Source organism: Paradesulfitobacterium aromaticivorans (genome assembly GCF_054657415.1).
Map to the genome: position 1 here is coordinate 419,304 of NZ_BAAHYT010000011.1, position 15,674 is coordinate 434,977.

The 15,674-nt window shown below is 47.4% G+C and carries 16 protein-coding genes; all 16 read left to right on the forward strand.

Annotated elements, in window-relative coordinates:
• Positions 1-83 precede the first annotated feature (83 nt).
• A complete protein-coding gene (locus ACYQ2N_RS18785; RefSeq protein ID WP_460000944.1) occupies positions 84-551 on the forward strand; it encodes a 4Fe-4S dicluster domain-containing protein in 468 nt (155 codons plus the stop codon).
• Entirely contained in the window at positions 544-1,374 is an 831-nt protein-coding gene (locus ACYQ2N_RS18790; RefSeq protein ID WP_460000945.1) for a CoB--CoM heterodisulfide reductase iron-sulfur subunit B family protein, read from the forward strand. Before ACYQ2N_RS18785 ends, ACYQ2N_RS18790 begins: the two co-directional genes overlap by 8 nt.
• A 219-nt stretch (positions 1,375-1,593) precedes the next feature.
• Positions 1,594-2,328, forward strand: coding sequence for a polyprenyl synthetase family protein (locus ACYQ2N_RS18795; protein WP_460000946.1), 735 nt, complete (start codon positions 1,594-1,596; stop codon positions 2,326-2,328).
• 5 nt (positions 2,329-2,333) lie between these two features.
• The gene (locus tag ACYQ2N_RS18800; protein WP_460000947.1) at positions 2,334-3,200 is read left to right on the forward strand and encodes a UbiA-like polyprenyltransferase; all 867 of its coding nucleotides are present in this window, start codon (positions 2,334-2,336) and stop codon (positions 3,198-3,200) included.
• 103 nt (positions 3,201-3,303) lie between these two features.
• Entirely contained in the window at positions 3,304-4,401 is a 1,098-nt protein-coding gene (mqnE, locus tag ACYQ2N_RS18805) for an aminofutalosine synthase MqnE (RefSeq protein ID WP_460000948.1), read from the forward strand.
• 51 nt (positions 4,402-4,452) lie between these two features.
• The gene (mqnC, locus tag ACYQ2N_RS18810; RefSeq protein WP_460000949.1) at positions 4,453-5,532 is read left to right on the forward strand and encodes a cyclic dehypoxanthinyl futalosine synthase; all 1,080 of its coding nucleotides are present in this window, start codon (positions 4,453-4,455) and stop codon (positions 5,530-5,532) included.
• 3 nt (positions 5,533-5,535) lie between these two features.
• On the forward strand, positions 5,536-6,294 hold the full coding sequence (gene tatC / locus ACYQ2N_RS18815) for a twin-arginine translocase subunit TatC (protein ID WP_460000950.1): 759 nt from the start codon (positions 5,536-5,538) through the stop codon (positions 6,292-6,294).
• A gap of 12 nt (positions 6,295-6,306) precedes the next feature.
• The gene (locus ACYQ2N_RS18820) at positions 6,307-6,771 is read left to right on the forward strand and encodes a Sec-independent protein translocase subunit TatA/TatB (RefSeq protein ID WP_460000951.1); all 465 of its coding nucleotides are present in this window, start codon (positions 6,307-6,309) and stop codon (positions 6,769-6,771) included.
• Between the two features lie 7 nt (positions 6,772-6,778).
• The gene (locus tag ACYQ2N_RS18825; protein ID WP_460000952.1) at positions 6,779-7,747 is read left to right on the forward strand and encodes a polyprenyl synthetase family protein; all 969 of its coding nucleotides are present in this window, start codon (positions 6,779-6,781) and stop codon (positions 7,745-7,747) included.
• A gap of 47 nt (positions 7,748-7,794) precedes the next feature.
• Positions 7,795-8,253 (forward strand): MarR family winged helix-turn-helix transcriptional regulator, encoded by a 459-nt coding sequence (locus ACYQ2N_RS18830; protein WP_460000953.1) that lies wholly within the window; start codon positions 7,795-7,797, stop codon positions 8,251-8,253.
• A 222-nt stretch (positions 8,254-8,475) separates the two neighbouring features.
• Positions 8,476-9,180, forward strand: a complete 705-nt coding sequence (locus tag ACYQ2N_RS18835) for an ABC transporter ATP-binding protein (RefSeq protein ID WP_460000954.1) — start codon at positions 8,476-8,478, stop codon at positions 9,178-9,180.
• 96 nt (positions 9,181-9,276) lie between these two features.
• On the forward strand, positions 9,277-10,044 hold the full coding sequence (locus ACYQ2N_RS18840) for an SDR family NAD(P)-dependent oxidoreductase (protein WP_460000955.1): 768 nt from the start codon (positions 9,277-9,279) through the stop codon (positions 10,042-10,044).
• 27 nt (positions 10,045-10,071) lie between these two features.
• A complete protein-coding gene (gene gcvPA, locus ACYQ2N_RS18845; protein WP_460000956.1) occupies positions 10,072-11,457 on the forward strand; it encodes an aminomethyl-transferring glycine dehydrogenase subunit GcvPA in 1,386 nt (461 codons plus the stop codon).
• 99 nt (positions 11,458-11,556) lie between these two features.
• Positions 11,557-13,125, forward strand: a complete 1,569-nt coding sequence (gene gcvPB, locus ACYQ2N_RS18850) for an aminomethyl-transferring glycine dehydrogenase subunit GcvPB (protein WP_460000957.1) — start codon at positions 11,557-11,559, stop codon at positions 13,123-13,125.
• 44 nt (positions 13,126-13,169) lie between these two features.
• The gene (locus ACYQ2N_RS18855) at positions 13,170-14,192 is read left to right on the forward strand and encodes a zinc-dependent alcohol dehydrogenase (RefSeq protein WP_460001758.1); all 1,023 of its coding nucleotides are present in this window, start codon (positions 13,170-13,172) and stop codon (positions 14,190-14,192) included.
• A gap of 156 nt (positions 14,193-14,348) precedes the next feature.
• Complete coding sequence (locus ACYQ2N_RS18860) at positions 14,349-15,614, forward strand: ABC transporter substrate-binding protein (protein WP_460000958.1); 1,266 nt, start codon at positions 14,349-14,351, stop codon at positions 15,612-15,614.
• The last annotated feature ends 60 nt before the right edge of the window (positions 15,615-15,674 follow it).

Consider the following 15,674-nt stretch of genomic DNA (forward strand, 5'->3'; position numbering starts at 1 on the left):
ATAGTAGGGATTCGCTTGGAAATATCCAACGCTGTAGAACTTTTTCAATCAGGATCTAGCGTTATAGGTACGGGGGGGTTAGCATGGAAGTCTGGCAATGTAACCAGTGTGCGAAATGTTCTGGCAGTTGTCCTGTCAGTTTTGCCATGGATTATCTGCCACACCAAATCGTACGCTTGCTCCAGCTTGATCTGAAAGATACTGCCTTGCAGTCTCAGTCACTCTGGCTTTGTACCGGGTGTAAAATTTGCGCAAGCCGTTGCCCGCACAAAGTAGACCTTCCTAATATAATTAAGGAATTAAGACGTGAGGCCCGTGCCCTCAGTACCGGCAAAGTGCAGGACTATCACGAGGATTTTTTGGACTCAGTTGAGCGCTATGGCCGTACTTCTCCTGCGTTAGCGCTCGGAATAAGTAATGGCTCCAGAAAAGAAATCCGCTGGCCTATGCTCAAACGCGGGAAGATTAAGGTCTTTCGTGGGCGTGTTCACGACAAAGTGTCTATTAAGCGGCTTTTTGCCAGGGCTAAAAGGGGGGATATGGGTGACTGAGTTTGCTTATTATCCAGGATGCCTGACTCATACTGCTGCTCGCGAATATGACGAGTCCCTGCGCTTAGTGGCTGACAAACTGGATATAATTTTAAAAGAGGTGCCTGATTGGAATTGCTGTGGAGGGAATTCAGCTTCTACTTTAGATGAAGGCTTAGCTCACGGTTTGGCTGTGCGGAATTTACTGCAAGCTCAGACGCTAAGCACGGAAGTGGTTCTTCCCTGTCCAATCTGTTATGAAAACCTCTCAGCGAGCAAACAGGAGCTGAATCACAACAGTGCTTTGGCAGAGGAATTATCTTCTGCTTTACAGAAAAGTATCGGTGATTTGCCCCATGCTTTAAGTGCATTGCAAATATTTACGACGGAAAGTGTGCTTGAGAAAATTCAGCTTTATGCGCGTAAAAGCTTAAGCGGATTGAAAGTAGTATCCTATTATGGCTGCCGTCAAAATCCACAAAGCCTGGACCGACTCCTTTTAGCACTGGGCGGGGAAGCGCTGAACTGGCCGTATAAGACTGAGTGCTGTGGCGGCAGGCTTGCCGGTGGGGATGATCAGATTGCCAAGACTGTGGTTGGTCGGATCATTGACATGGCCAGGGAGAGTGGAGCGGAGGCGATTGTCACTGCCTGTCCGCTTTGCCATGCAAATTTAGATATGCGTCAGTTTCAACTCTGGCGTGATCAAAGTGCACCTTTAATTCCGGTTTTTCACTTTACCCAGCTCATAGGGCTGGCACTGGGCATAGATCCCTCTGCTTTGGGCTTAAATAAACACTTTGTTCCGACAGAGCACGCGCTCACCTCTGCCGGAATTCGGTAATAGTTCGATGTAAATTTTTGTAAAATAGATCCGGAAAAGTGTTAAAAGTGTTACTGAAAGCGAGCTTAGAGGACCGGCTTTCCGGTTTTTTTTGTTTTGGGGGAGGATTTTAAGATGCAATCTCGAATATACTATGGGTTAGTCTCATATAAAATTGTTGTTTGTTAGATTGCCAAATAGTTTGGTTAATCTCTTAAAAGTTTATGAGGAGAGGTTTAATTGGTTTCCTTACCGTCTATCCAGGAGGAACTTAAAGCGATCCATGACCGGCTCGAACAAGAAATCACTTTTAAGAGTGCTAAATTTGCGGAACTAATCCCAATCAATTTTGACGAGCTGGAACACAACGCTTGTCCGGCTATTGTATTGACTGTAAGCCGTGCTTGCGGCTACAGCGGCCGCCAGGCCATCTCTATGGGCGTGGTTATGCAGTTTGTGTTTATGGCAGATAAAGTTCACAGCCTCATGCAAGAAGATGAAGAGATAACGGAGGAGCTTAGGCAATTTACCGTTTTAGTAGGGGATTATCTTTTTGGCAAATTCTTTCTTGGGCTTAGCCGCGAGAAGCTGTTGCACTTCTTGGCCCCAATTGCTAAGGTCATTGAAAATATGAGTATCGGGACAATTTACCGTTGGTTGGGCCGTGAAAGTGAACTTACACCTGAGGAATGGCTCGAAATTTTGGCAAGGGAAAGAGCTTCCTTGACAGGCTTAGCGGCTCGTATCGGGGCTGAGCTGGCAGGAATGCCAACGTACATAGCAGAGAAGTGCGAGTCTTTTGGAAGCCAGTTAGGGCTGGCCTGGGCAGCTCATCATGAAAAACTGGAACAAAAAGTAGTGGCCAGGATCATGCACAATGCCGGGGCATTTTTGCAGGAGCTTCCGGATACTTTAGAACTCAAGCCGCTGAACGAGCTTTATACCTACATGAAAGTTCAGCTTGAAGTTGGGTGAGGAATATGAGTAAAGTAAAGGTCTTCTTAGAAATGATTAAATTTGAACACACGCTGTTCGCGCTCCCGTTTGCTTATCTGGGGGCTTTTTTAGCTGCCCGCGCTCAGCATGGCGGGTTTCCCAGCGCGCTGCAGCTAGTGTGGATCACTCTGGCTATGGTAGGGGCGCGCACGGCTGCGATGTCCCTTAACCGTTTGATCGACCGCCATATTGATGCCCGCAATCCCCGCACGGCGCAAAGGGCGATTCCGGCGGGGCTTTTGGGTGCGAGTGAAGTTTATGTGTATGTGCTGTTGTCCTTCGCCTTGCTCGCATTTGCTGCTTATCAGCTGAATATGCTGGCCCTAAAGTTGATGCCGATTGCTGTGTTTGTGTTGGTGTTTTACTCCTATACGAAAAGGTATACCTGGGCTTGCCATTTTGTCCTAGGGATTGCGTTAGGCTTGGCTCCCGTAGGTGCCTGGATCGGGATCACCGGGGCTTGGGCCTGGCCCCCTGTGCTCTTGGGCCTAGGGGTAACCGTCTGGGTTGCTGGGTTTGATGTGGTGTATGCTTGTCAGGATGTTGAGTTTGACCGGCGGGAAGGATTGTATTCGATTCCGGCCGTCTTCGGTCTTACCAGGGGGCTTGAGATTTCGGCCCTGGTCCATGTACTTGCACCCCTTTGCTTTATCGCGGTCGGTGTCTTAATTAAGCTGGGCTTCCTCTATTTCTTGGGAGTTTTAATTGCTATTGTCCTGCTCTATCGTCAGCACCGCCTGGTGTCGGCGAGTGATTTGTCCAAGGTGGGAATCGCTTTCTTCAATCTCAACGGATACTTAAGCGTGATGCTTTTTGTATTTTCGTTGTTAGATCTGATTATTTTTAGGTGAACTTCTTTCAGGTAAGCTTTTTCAGATTGGCTGTTTAAGATTAGTTGTTTCGGATTAGCTGCTTCAGATGAAATGTTTTCATATAAGCCTAAGGAGTGTTGGTATGCTGCCGATTTTTAGCGAGAGCGAACTTGCTGATATCATTCTAAAAGTAGAAAAAGGGGAACGGCTGGATTTCGAAGCCGGGATCCGCTTAATGACAAGCAACGACATTCTGGCTCTGGGGTATATGGCCAATATCGTGCGCGAACGAAAAAACGGGGATAAAACTTATTTTATCGTGAACCGCCATATTAACCACACAAATGTGTGTGTTAACCTGTGCAAGTTCTGTGCTTATGGAGTGAAAAATGAAGATCCCAGAGCTTTTACCTTATCACTGCAGGAAGTTGAGGAGGCAGCGCGTGAGGTCGCCGGGGAAAGGATCTCTGAGATTCATATCGTGGGAGGGCTGAATTCGGAGCTCCCTTTTGAGTATTACCTCGAAATGCTGCAACGGGTGAAGCAGATTTTGCCGGAAGCTCGCATCCAGGCGTTTACGGCAGTGGAGATTGATTATTTCACTCGGATTACCGGGCTATCGACGACGCAAGTCTTACAAGAACTGATGCAAGCGGGGTTGGATTCTTTGCCGGGCGGGGGAGCAGAAGTTTTTTCTTCCCGGGTACGCGCTAAGATCTGTGAAAACAAGATTTCCGGGGAACGCTGGCTTGAAATTCACGAAGCAGCCCATAGCTTAGGTATGAAAACGAATGGCACGATTCTGTATGCGCATATTGAGACGCCTGAGGAAAGAGTGGATCACCTTTTGCGTCTGCGCGCCCTTCAAGATAAGACCGGGGGTTTTTTAGCCTTCGTGCCCTTCCCGTTTTATCCGAAAAACACTAAGCTTGAAGGCAGTATGGGGGTAGAGAGCACGACCGGGTTTGAGGATTTACGCATGCTGGCAGTGGCGCGCATTCTTCTGGATAATTTTGATCATATTAAATCTTTTTGGATGATGCTGGGGCCAAAACTAGCCCAGGTATCGCTGGCTTTTGGCGTCGATGATTTGGATGGCACGGTGGTGGAAGAGAAAATTATTCACGCTGCCGGGGCGGAAACCGAGCAAGTGATGACGAAGGACGCCTTGATTAAAATGATTAGGAAAGCAGGACGGGAACCGGTGGAAAGGGATACTCTCTACCGCGTTATGCAATAATTCGGAGCGTAAAGGTGCGCGCAAATGCAGTGATGATACAAGGAGAAGACCATGAATCGTGTGATGCAGATCATTGAAAAACGCCTGGCAGGGAATCATTTAAGTGTGGAGGAAGGAGTCCACCTCTTAGAAAGGGCGGATTTAATCGTACTGGGTCAGGCAGCGGATAAGGTGCGCCGCCTAATGCACCCTGATAATGTCGTGAGTTTTGTGATAGACCGCAACATTAACTACACCAATATTTGTGCTTGTAAGTGCAAGTTTTGCGCTTTTTATAAGGAAAAAGGAGATCCGGAAGGATATGTTTTGTCCACAGAGGAACTACATGCTAAAATTAAGGAAACCCTTGACCTTGGCGGGACTCAGCTTTTAATCCAAGGGGGTCTCCACCCTGATCTGGGACTCGAGTATTTTGAAGAGATGCTTAAGGATATTAAAAGCCACTATTCGATTCATATCCATTCCTTTAGCCCGCCGGAGATCTGGGATCTGGCTACTAAATCGGGCTTAAGCATTGAGAGAGTAATTTCGAGATTGAAAGAGGCGGGTTTGGACTCGATACCGGGGGGAGGGGCGGAAATTCTTGACAACCGGGTACGGGGGCTCATTTCGCCGAACAAAGTTTCGTGGGAGCAGTGGATGGAGGTCATGACAACCGCTCATATGTTAGGGATGAAGACCACGGCCACCATGATGTTTGGTCATGTTGAAAGTTCGGCAGAGCGTATTTTACATATGGTAAGGGTACGGGAGGCTCAGGACAAGACGGGCGGTTTTACAGCCTTTATCCCCTGGAGTTTTGCGCCTAAGAACACAGAACTAGGAGGGGAAGGAAGCACCGGGATCGATTATCTTCGAACGTTGGCTGTGAGCAGGCTGATGCTTGATAACGTGCCGAACATACAAGCTTCCTGGGTAACTCAGGGTGCTAAGATGGCTCAGGTTGCCTTGTGTTTTGGGGCCAATGATTTTGGCAGCACAATGTTAGAGGAGAATGTGGTCAGGGCCGCCGGGGTGCAAACCCGCGTGCCTTTGCGTGAGATTGTGCGCTCGATTCAGGATGCCGGGTATCGGGCTGTTCAACGCAACACACATTATGAAAGGCTGAAGGAATACGGGAAGGAAGTGTAGCGGATGCGGCGGCGCAAGCGCACAGATGTAAGCATGCCGTTTTTGGAACATGTTAAAGATTTGCGCAAGGTTTTGATTATCACGGCTTATGCAGTAGCTGCAGGGACAATATTAGGCTGGGTGCTGGCCGATCCCGCATTTGCCTATTTGGCCAAGCCGGTAATGGAACTGGATAAGGGCATGTTCATAACGACTACCCCAATGGAACCGGTGATGGTAAAATTGAAAGTATCTTTGATTATTGGGGTGGCGTTTGCCCTTCCCGTGATCATGTGGCAGATATGGAGTTTTCTTTTGCCTGCCCTTAAACAGAAAGAGAGAAAATACCTCTATATTGTAGTGCCCAGCTCAGTCCTGTTGTTTGTGGGAGGAGTGGCTTTTAGTTTCTATTTAGTCTTGCCTATGGGCATAAAGTTTCTGCTTTTAGCCGGAGGTAATTCAGTCCCGTCGACTGCCTTTGTTACTAAAAGTTCTTATCTGGGATTTTTGCTTACCTTTATTGTGACGTTTGGGCTGATGTTCCAGCTTCCTGTGGTTTTGCTCATTTTAATCCGGATAGGGCTGTTGTCCCCGAAGACGTTAGCGAAGAAACGGCGTTGGGCTCTCTTTGGGATTATCGTATTGGTTGCCGTAGTTTCTCCTACCCCTGAATTGTTCACGCAAGTTTTGATGGTAGTGCCGATGTATATGTTATATGAAATTAGTATTTGGCTTGGTTATTTAGTTGCCCGCAGCCGGGAAAAGGCTTTAGCCGGAAGCTAGGAGGAGCCAAAGATGAGTTTGAATGAAATAATTATAATTATGGTTATCGCGCTCATCCTGTTTGGGCCGGAAGATTTGCCCGATATCGCCAGAATGATCGGGAAAATAGTGTATGAAATCCGCAAGGCAGTTAATGATCTGACCAGTGAGTTCGAGGATGTGGTCAAAGAGCCTGTTGCTACGATGAATAAGGCTTTAGATGACATAACTAAACCTGGGCGCTCTTCTTCCGGAGCGCCAAAGGCGGCTGGACATGTCCCAGAGGAACCTGGCAGTGAAAAATTAGGCAGCAAAGAATCCGGGGGCGGGGAAGCCAGTGGCGACGAAATAGGACCAGCTGATGAGCTTCTAACCTATGATGATGAGATTGCCGCTAAGGATGGCCTAACTCGGGGTGCAGACGATCCGCTGGCACAATTGCCCTCTGATATGGTATCCTATGAAGAAGAAAAGGATGAAAAGGGCTCAAGCAGGTGAAATAACTTTGAAACAACTATGGCTGTTTAACCAAATAACAAATGATCTCCAACGCGTGGAGAAAGAACTCATGAAATTCGTGGAAACGGATTATCCTGTGCTCCATGAATCCTCCGTCCATTTGCTGGCTGCCGGGGGTAAACGCCTGCGTCCGGCTTTTACCCTGCTGGCGGGTAAGTTTTACGGTTACTCGCTTGATAAACTGCTGCCCGTGGCCATGTCTCTTGAACTAATACATATGGCGACTCTGGTTCACGATGATGTAGTGGATGCCTCTATGACCAGAAGGGGAAGGACCACTGTTAAAGCTCAATGGGGCAATATTGCCTCTGTCCAGACAGGGAATTACCTTCTTGCTAAATCCCTCGAATTAATAGCCAGTATCGATAACCCGGAAGTGTCGCGTATTTTGGCCGAAGTTAGCATCGAGATGTGCCAGGGAGAAATCCAGCAGATTAAAGCGTCCTTCGATGTCAGTCAAGACTTAAAACAGTATTACTACAGAATTAGACGCAAGACTGCGTTGCTGATTGCGGCCAGTTGCCGTTTGGGGGCCATGGTGACGAAGGCTCCGATGCGGTCGGTTTGGGCCTTGGGCGCATATGGCCATGCTTTGGGAATGGCTTTTCAAATTGTAGATGATGTTTTGGACATTACGGCTAAGCCTAAAGAGTTTGGCAAGCCCATAGGAGGGGACATCAGGCAGGGGATCATGACCCTACCGATGATCGAGGCCTTGCGACTTTCACCCGAACGCACACGCTTAGAGAACCTCTTGGCTCAGAGTGACAAGAGCGAGGAGGAAATACAGGAGACCATCCGGATAATAAAATCCTCGGGTGCTATTGATGAATCCATGCGCTGGGTGGATCTATATGTGAAGAAGGCTAAGAGGCATCTGGCCGAATTGCCGGATGTTCCTACGCGCAAAGTGCTGAATGAACTGGCTGAGTTCATCCGCGAACGGAAATTTTAATTTGGTTTGGGTTGGGCAATGATGTCTAAGGAAGAGGTTATGTATAAGTGAAATCTTTTGGTGAAGAAGTTTCTAAGTTCAGTGCTTCTGCAGCTGCGGAAACGGATGACTTAGTCGAGTCCCTGTGGAAACTGTGGCGCATTTGGCGCAGGCTCTCCAACCCTGTTCGACAAGGAGAGATCACGCTCGAACAATACTGGCTGCTCAAGCGTTTAAATCATCGCGGACCGCTGACCGTCGGCGAACTGGCAGCAGGCCTTGATATTACCCCCAGTTCCGTGACGATTGCCACCAAACGCTTGGAGAAGGCAGGGATGGTGGAACGACGGCGGCTTAAAGGGGATGAGCGTGTGGTCGAGGTCGAAGTGACTCCTGCAGGCAAGCACATTATGGAGGAGTGGACCAAGAAACAGCGCCGTGCCCTCACAAATTTGCTTACGCCTTTGTCTCCGGAGGAGAAAGCAACTTTAGCGGAACTGCTGCATAAGGTTATACCGGCGGAGTGAAACCAGAAGTCGGAGGTCCGGGTTTCGAGATTTAGTGGCCTGATATAGTTTTCAGAAACTTCACAAGTTTCCGTAGACTGATTGTATTTTTTTTGCTATACTCTAATTGTAAGTTAGGGAATTTGCATAGTGTTTAATTTTTATTTTGATCATCTAAAAGTTTTGCCTGGCAAAGTTTTTGCTCAAACTGCTGTAATAATTTAATGGGGTGGGAGGATTAAGATGCTCGAAGTTAAAGGGATTGATGCATACTATGGCGAAATGCAGGCACTACACAAAGTAAGCATCAAAGTGAAAGAGGCGGAAATGGTCGGCCTGGTCGGATCGAACGGAGCAGGCAAAAGCACTATGTTAAAAGTTATCTCCGGTATGATGAAACCGTCCGCAGGAACTATTCTATTTCAAGGAAAGACTATCAGTAACCTTCCTGCCCATAAAATAGTAGACCTAGGAGTAGCACACGTTCCGGAAGGCAGGCGTCTTTTCTCGTTAATGACCGTGCAGGAGAATCTGGAAGTGGGGTCATATTTGCCTGCCCCCAAACAATTAAGGAACGAGAGTATGGAAATGGTATTTTCGATGCTCCCGCGCTTAAAAGAGCGGCGTAAGCAGCTAGCAGGCACCCTGAGCGGTGGTGAACAACAGATGCTTGCCATTGGGCGCGGCTTAATGTCTAAGCCTAAGCTCTTAATGTTGGATGAGACTTCGCTCGGACTTGCACCAGTATTAGTCGAAGCGATATTAGAAATTATAGAGCAAATTCGTAAACAAAATATCGCGATTTTAATGGTTGAACAAAATGTGAATATCTGCCTCCAATTCGTGGATAGGGCTTATGTGCTTGAGAATGGAATGATCACTATGGAAGGAATAGGGACAGACCTTCTTAATGATGCCCACTTAAAAAAAGCGTACCTTGGTTTATAAGGATTATATATTTTTTGTTAGATATTTAGACTATAAAAATGTTTTATCAATATAACTTTTAACTTAAAAATTATATATTAAAAAGGAGTGGAAGGAATGGATTTTACCAAGCTTTTCGATATCTCCGGCAAAGTTGCTCTAATTACAGGGGGAGGGGGCACTTTAGGAACAACCATTGCAAATGGGCTAGCAGCAGTAGGTGTAAACATGGTTGTTGCGGATGTAAATTTGGAAAGTGCACAAAAAACCTGTAACTTAATCTCGGCCCATGGAACAAGGGTTTTGCCGGTACAAGTTGATGTTACTGATCCGTCCTCAGTTAATTCTATGGTTGATTCTGTTCTAAACGAGTTTGGAAAAATAGATATCCTGCTTAACCATGCTGGGATAAACATTCGCAAACCGGCGACAGAATACACGCCGGAAGAGTGGGGGAAAGTGCTAACGGTTAACTTAACCGGAATGTTTCACTGTGCTCAGGCCGTCGGCAAAGTGATGCTCAAGCAAGGGAAAGGACGCATTGTTAATACCGCTTCAACTCTGGCCTCTGTAAGCCAGCCGCTGCAAGCGGTTTATGCCTCAAGCAAAGGCGGGATAGTCCAGCTCACCAAGGTGTTAGCTGAAGAGTGGGCTCCATACGGGGTGAATGTCAATGCTATTGGGCCGGGGTATTTCGAGACGGAACTCACCAGGAAGTATTTATCAGACCCAGCTGTTAGCGATACTTTGCTGAGCAAGATTCCTATGAAAAGGTTTGGCCAACCGGATGAATTAGTCGGAACGATTATCTTTCTCTCATCAGAAGCTTCCGCTTATGTTACAGGCCACACAGTTTATATTGACGGTGGCAGATTACTGTATTGATCTCTCTAAGATTGGAGGAAAACGACTATGGCTAAACCAGTATACCCTTACATTCCTAATTCTGTTCCCGGGCTTAAAGATCAGTTATTGCAAGAGTGCGGCTTAAGCAGCGTAGAAGAAATCTATGGCGATATTCCTGCGCATTTGCGTTTGCCGCAGGAAATGAATTTGCCGGAGCCGCTGTTATCGGAATATTCCCTTAGACGGCATGTGGAAGGGATTTTGAACCGGAATAAAAGCTGTAAGGAATATCTTAATTTCCTGGGAGCAGGCACCTGGCAGCATTATGTTCCCGCTATCTGTGACGAAATTAATGGCAGAGCGGAGTTTTTGACAGCCTACACCGGCAAGGCTTATGCGGACCATGGCAAGTGGCAGGCCCTTTTCGAATACCAAAGCGCGCTCTGTGAGCTAGTGGATATGGATATTACCGGCATGCCAACGTATGATTGGGGTCAGGCCGCTGCGACCGCCCTCAGAATGTCTGCCCGCATCACCGGACGCACGGAAGTTCTGGTAGCCCGTACAGTTAGCAAGGAAAGGGTGCTTCAACTCAACAATTATCTCCGACCTGAAATCAAGGTTGAGTTTATTGGGTATGAAAAAGACACGGGCAGGCTTGATCTTGCTGATCTTAAAAAAAAGATTTCGACGCGAACGGCGGCTGTTTACTTTGAAAACCCGTCTTATCTCGGCTTAGTAGAGACAGCAGGGGATGAGGTGGCACGGATTGTCCATACTTATGGAGCTTTACTGATTGTCGGGGTTGATCCGATTTCTTTAGGAATTTTCTCTCCCCCAGCTCATTACGGAGCGGATATTGTATGCGGGGATCTTCAGCCTCTTGGGATGCATATGTCTTTTAGCGGCGGGCTCGCCGGGTTTATTGCCACACATGACGACCCGAAATACGTAGCCGAATTCCCGAACTTAATTTACGGCATTACCCGTAACGAGGAACACGGGGAGTACGGGTTTGGGCAAGTGTTTTGGGAAAGGACGGCATATGCCACCAGGGAAAAAGGCAAGGAGTTCACTGGAACTTCGGCTGGCTTATGGGGGATAACGGCAGGCGTGTATCTCAATCTCATGGGGCCACAGGGGATGCAGGAGGTTGGAGAAGCTATCATACAAAAATGTGCATATGCCAAGAAAGTGTTGTCTCAGTTAAAAGGAGTTGAATTGAGTTTCCCTTCTCTTACCTTTAAGGAATTCGTCCTTAACTTTGACCAAACAGGGAAAAATGTGGCCGCGATCAATAGGAAGTTGTTAGACTATAAAATCTTTGGCGGTAAGGATCTGTCCCAGGAATTCCCGGAATTAGGGCAAAGCGCGCTGTACTGTGTAACAGAGATCCATACCAAAGAGGATCTCGATAAGTTAGCCCAGGCTTTAGCCGATATCATAGAGTAGGCTTCATAGATTCAGTTAAGAATAGCCATTTTTGCGGATGCGAGCCCATGCGTGAACGAGATAATTGCCTTCTGTGAATTATTTGAAGGAGATGAGAGCATGCTGCCAAGGAAATTCCACCAAGCCCGTTGGGATGAGCCAATAATTTTTGAGATGTCAAGTTCTGGAGAAAGAGGAATTCTTGTCCCCGAAGTCGAAAAAGATATAGAAAATTCTGTCGGAGATGTGATGGCTGAGATTCCGAGTAATATGAGGCGCCGGGAATTGCCGCGTCTACCTGAACTTTCACAAATGCTAGTACTCAAGCACTATCTGCATTTATCCCAGGAGACACTGGGAGCTGACCTGGGCATTGACATCAGCCTCGGCACAAGCACAATGAAATACAGTCCGAAAGTAAATGAACAGTTGACACGCCTGCCTGAGATAGCTGAGCTTCATCCCTTGCAGGAAGAAGAAACTATTCAGGGCATGTTGGAAGTTTACTATAGGATGGAACAGATCCTAAAGGAAATTTCCGGTATGGATCAATTTAGCTTTCAGCCTTCCAGTGGAGCGCAAAGCATTTACACCAATGCCAGCATTATTCGTAAATACCACGAACAAAACGGGGAACTGGACAAGCGCACTGAAATTATTACGACGATTTTTTCACATCCTACGGACGGAGCCAGCCCTGCGACAGCTGGTTTCAAAATAATTACTTTGATGCCGGATGAGAACGGATATCCTGATATTGAGGCCTTAAAAGCGGTTGTATCCGAACGTACAGCCGGTTTGATGATTACGAATCCTGAAGATACAGGGATTTATAATCCTAAGATCGATGAATTTGTGCGCATAGTTCATGAAGCCGGAGGGCTATGCGCCTATGATCAGGCAAATGCCAATGGAGTTTTGGGTATAGCCCGGGCTAGGGAAGCAGGGTTTGACCTCTGCCACTTTAATCTGCATAAGACATTCTCCTCTCCGCACGGCTCTTTCGGGCCTGGAGCCGGAGCGGTCGGGGTAAAAAAGGAGCTAGCCAAGTTCTTACCTGTTCCCACAGCCGAATTTGACGGCACAAAATATTTCCTGAATTTTGACCGACCGGAAAGCATTGGCAAAGTCAGAGGGTTTTACGGCGTGGCTCCTGTGGTGTTAAGGGCTTATGCCTGGGTCATGAGTTTGGGGGCTGAAGGTTTGCGCGCGTGTGCCGAGATTTCGGTACTCAACAATAACTATTTGCAGAAAAAAATAATGGGAATCCCTGGGGTTACAGTCCGACATCCTGACAAACGCAGGCTGGAGCAGGTTCGCTACAGTTGGGAAAAGCTAAAGGAAGAAACCGGAGTGGGTACCGAGGATATAGCCAGGAGAATCGTGGACTACGGGATTCAGAGTTACTTTACCAGCCACCATCCCTGGGTGATTCCGGAACCGTTTACTCTTGAGCCTTGCGAGTCCTATTCCAAAGCCGACATGGACGAGTATGTGGCAATCATCCGCCAGGTCGCGCAGGAAGCCTATGAGAATCCGGATTTAGTCAGAAATGCGCCGTACAACAGCACCATTCATAAGTGTGATACTGCCTTCGACGATCCGAATAAATGGGCTCCGTCGTGGCGCGCTTACCTTAAGAAAAAAGACGACAGTCCCGAGTCTAATAAGGACCGTCTTGTTGGGTAAGAGTAAAACTGCCTGGCAGTATGGGAGGGAAAGAATTGTTGGCTGTGGTGAAAGAGAAGGCAGGCTCTGGATTTGCGCTTAAGGATGTAGACATGCCTAAGCCCGGGTCCGGAGAAGTTCTGATTAAAGTTAAAGCTGTAGGAATCTGCGGTTCAGATATTCCGATTTTTAACGGTGTGCGGGCTGTGCCTTTCCCATTAATCCCAGGACATGAGTTTGCCGGGGAGATTGTGGAAGTCGGGGAAGGTGTGAACGGCTTTAAACTAGGGGACAGGGTTGCCCCAAGCTTGGTGATAAGCTGTGGCAGCTGTGATTATTGTAAGCTGGGGCTCGAATCAATGTGCGAATCCTTAACTGAAATAGGGATCGATATTGACGGCGGCTTTGCCGAATATGTTAAAGCTCCTGCTAAAGTTTTGCATAGGCTCCCGGACAATGTGAATTTCATGGAAGGAGCTTCCGTAGATCCTGTCGCTTCAGCTTATCATTCTGTGCGCAGGGCAAGTATTAATCCTGCGGACACAGTGGTCATCTTTGGCCCTGGGCCGATTGGCTTATACGCTTTACAACTGGCAAAGCTGGAAGGGGCGTACAAGGTAATAATCATTGGAGCCCAAGGGGATGAAAGCCGCTTGCAGATAGCATCTGAGTTAGGAGCAGATGCAGCTTTGCTTTTTAATAATGAGGAAGAGTTGCTAAAAAAGATTTCGGATCTAACCTGGGGTAAGATGGCAGATGTAGTTATAGAAGCCACCGGGGTACCGGAAGTTTTTCCTGCTTGCCTTAAGGCTGTGCGCAAAAGCGGAAGGCTTGGCTTAACCGGAGTTTTTCATCGGCCCACAGAAGTATTGTTAAGCCAGATTGTGAAAAAGGAAATTACCGTGCGAGGGAGTTTTTGTTACACGTGGCTGGAGTTTGGAACTTGCCTCAATCTTATCGCTTTGGGTAAGGTTAGAATTGACAAAGTTGTCTCCCATCAACTGCCACTAAGCGAGATCGGCAAGGCCTTGGAGATGTTAAGCACTAAAGAGGCTTTGAAGGTTGTTCTTGAGCCAGACGTGCGCTAGAGCGAGATGTTCGCGGTTCCAGGAGAGGAGTGATGAGATTATAAAATCCTTACGAGCAGAGGGAAAGAAGGTGAAACAGTCTAAGTACTTATCAGAAAAGTTTTACTAGAGACAAATTTGCGAAAAGAGAAAATTCCAAAGGAGGCTTGGGAACAGATGTTAAAAAAAGTTGGCGCTGTGGCCTTGATTGGGTTACTTACCTTAACCGGATGCGGCAGTCAAACGAGTGGTTCGAATAACCAAGGTGGAAGTAGTCAGGGTGCCAAAGAAGTTAAGATTGGTGCCTTATTGCCCTTGTCGGGTGCAGTCGCACCGATCGGCGAGACGTGTAAGCGGGGGCAGGAATTAGCTGCAGAAGAGATCAACGCAGCCGGCGGCATCAAGTCACTTGGTGGTGCCAAACTGGTGCTGGATTTCGCTGATTCCAAGGGTGATCCCAAAGTTGGGATGTCTGAAGCGGAGCGGCTGATTATGAAAGACAAAGTTGCTGTTATGACCGGTGCTTATCAAAGCAGTGTAACTTATCCAAGCACTCAGGTGGCTGAAAAATACAAGATTCCTTATGTAGTGCCTGTCTCAGTAATGGATGACATTACCGAGCGCGGTTTCAAGTACACTTTCCGTCTCGCTCCCAAGGCTTCCTGGTATTCCCGTGATCAGGTGAAATTCTCTAAAGAAATGGGCGAGCAGACCGGCATTGTTCCGAAAAAGGTTGCCTTAGTATATGAAAACTCAGATTGGGGTCAGTCCTCCGCTAAAGGCTGGAATAAATCTGTGCCGGAAGCCGGTATGCAGATCGTTCTTGATGCTCCCTACCCGAGCTCATCATCTGATCTTACCCCCGTTATTCTTAAAATCAAACAAGCGAATCCGGATTTGATTTTGTTTACATCCTATACTTCTGACGCGATCTTACTGTCCAATGGCATTGCCGAGCAAAAAATTAATGCTATGGGCATGATCGGTCAGGGGGGCGGCCACGCTGATCCGGAATATCTCAAGAACGTGGGCAAGAATGCGGAATATGGCTTTGACCTCACAGAATGGTCTCCGGACTTAGGCAAACCCGGGGTCAAAGAGACAAATGCTAAATTCAAACAAAAATATGGCGTAGACATGAACGGAGAAGCCGCTGAGTCTTATGCTTCAATGTATGTGATTGCTGATGCACTGGAGAGGTCTGGATCGGCCGAGCCGGAGAAAATCAGAGAGGCGCTGGCCAAGACTAAAATCACTTCCGGACCCGGCATGATCTTGCCATATGACGCAATTGAATTTGATGAGTCCGGACAAAACACCCATGCAAGCTTAATTATGGTTCAGGTTCATGATGGTCAAAGATCTACTGTATGGCCTTTCAGTGCCAAAAATCCCGATTACAAAGTGCTATGGCCTGCACCTAAATGGGCTGACAGAAAGTAACAGTATTAATGTGGGGCGGAGACTCACAATCTTTAGCCCCACATTTCTCACAGATTAACG

Coding starts and splice junctions, on each gene's coding strand:
- tatC (WP_460000950.1), top strand. CDS start 5,536: ATGCGGCGGCGCAAGCGCACAGATGTAAGCATGCCGTTTTTGGAACAT.
- ACYQ2N_RS18860 (WP_460000958.1), top strand. CDS start 14,349: ATGTTAAAAAAAGTTGGCGCTGTGGCCTTGATTGGGTTACTTACCTTA.
- ACYQ2N_RS18835 (WP_460000954.1), top strand. CDS start 8,476: ATGCTCGAAGTTAAAGGGATTGATGCATACTATGGCGAAATGCAGGCA.
- gcvPA (WP_460000956.1), top strand. CDS start 10,072: ATGGCTAAACCAGTATACCCTTACATTCCTAATTCTGTTCCCGGGCTT.
- mqnE (WP_460000948.1), top strand. CDS start 3,304: ATGCTGCCGATTTTTAGCGAGAGCGAACTTGCTGATATCATTCTAAAA.
- mqnC (WP_460000949.1), top strand. CDS start 4,453: ATGAATCGTGTGATGCAGATCATTGAAAAACGCCTGGCAGGGAATCAT.
- gcvPB (WP_460000957.1), top strand. CDS start 11,557: ATGCTGCCAAGGAAATTCCACCAAGCCCGTTGGGATGAGCCAATAATT.
- ACYQ2N_RS18840 (WP_460000955.1), top strand. CDS start 9,277: ATGGATTTTACCAAGCTTTTCGATATCTCCGGCAAAGTTGCTCTAATT.
- ACYQ2N_RS18800 (WP_460000947.1), top strand. CDS start 2,334: ATGAGTAAAGTAAAGGTCTTCTTAGAAATGATTAAATTTGAACACACG.
- ACYQ2N_RS18785 (WP_460000944.1), top strand. CDS start 84: ATGGAAGTCTGGCAATGTAACCAGTGTGCGAAATGTTCTGGCAGTTGT.
- ACYQ2N_RS18820 (WP_460000951.1), top strand. CDS start 6,307: ATGAGTTTGAATGAAATAATTATAATTATGGTTATCGCGCTCATCCTG.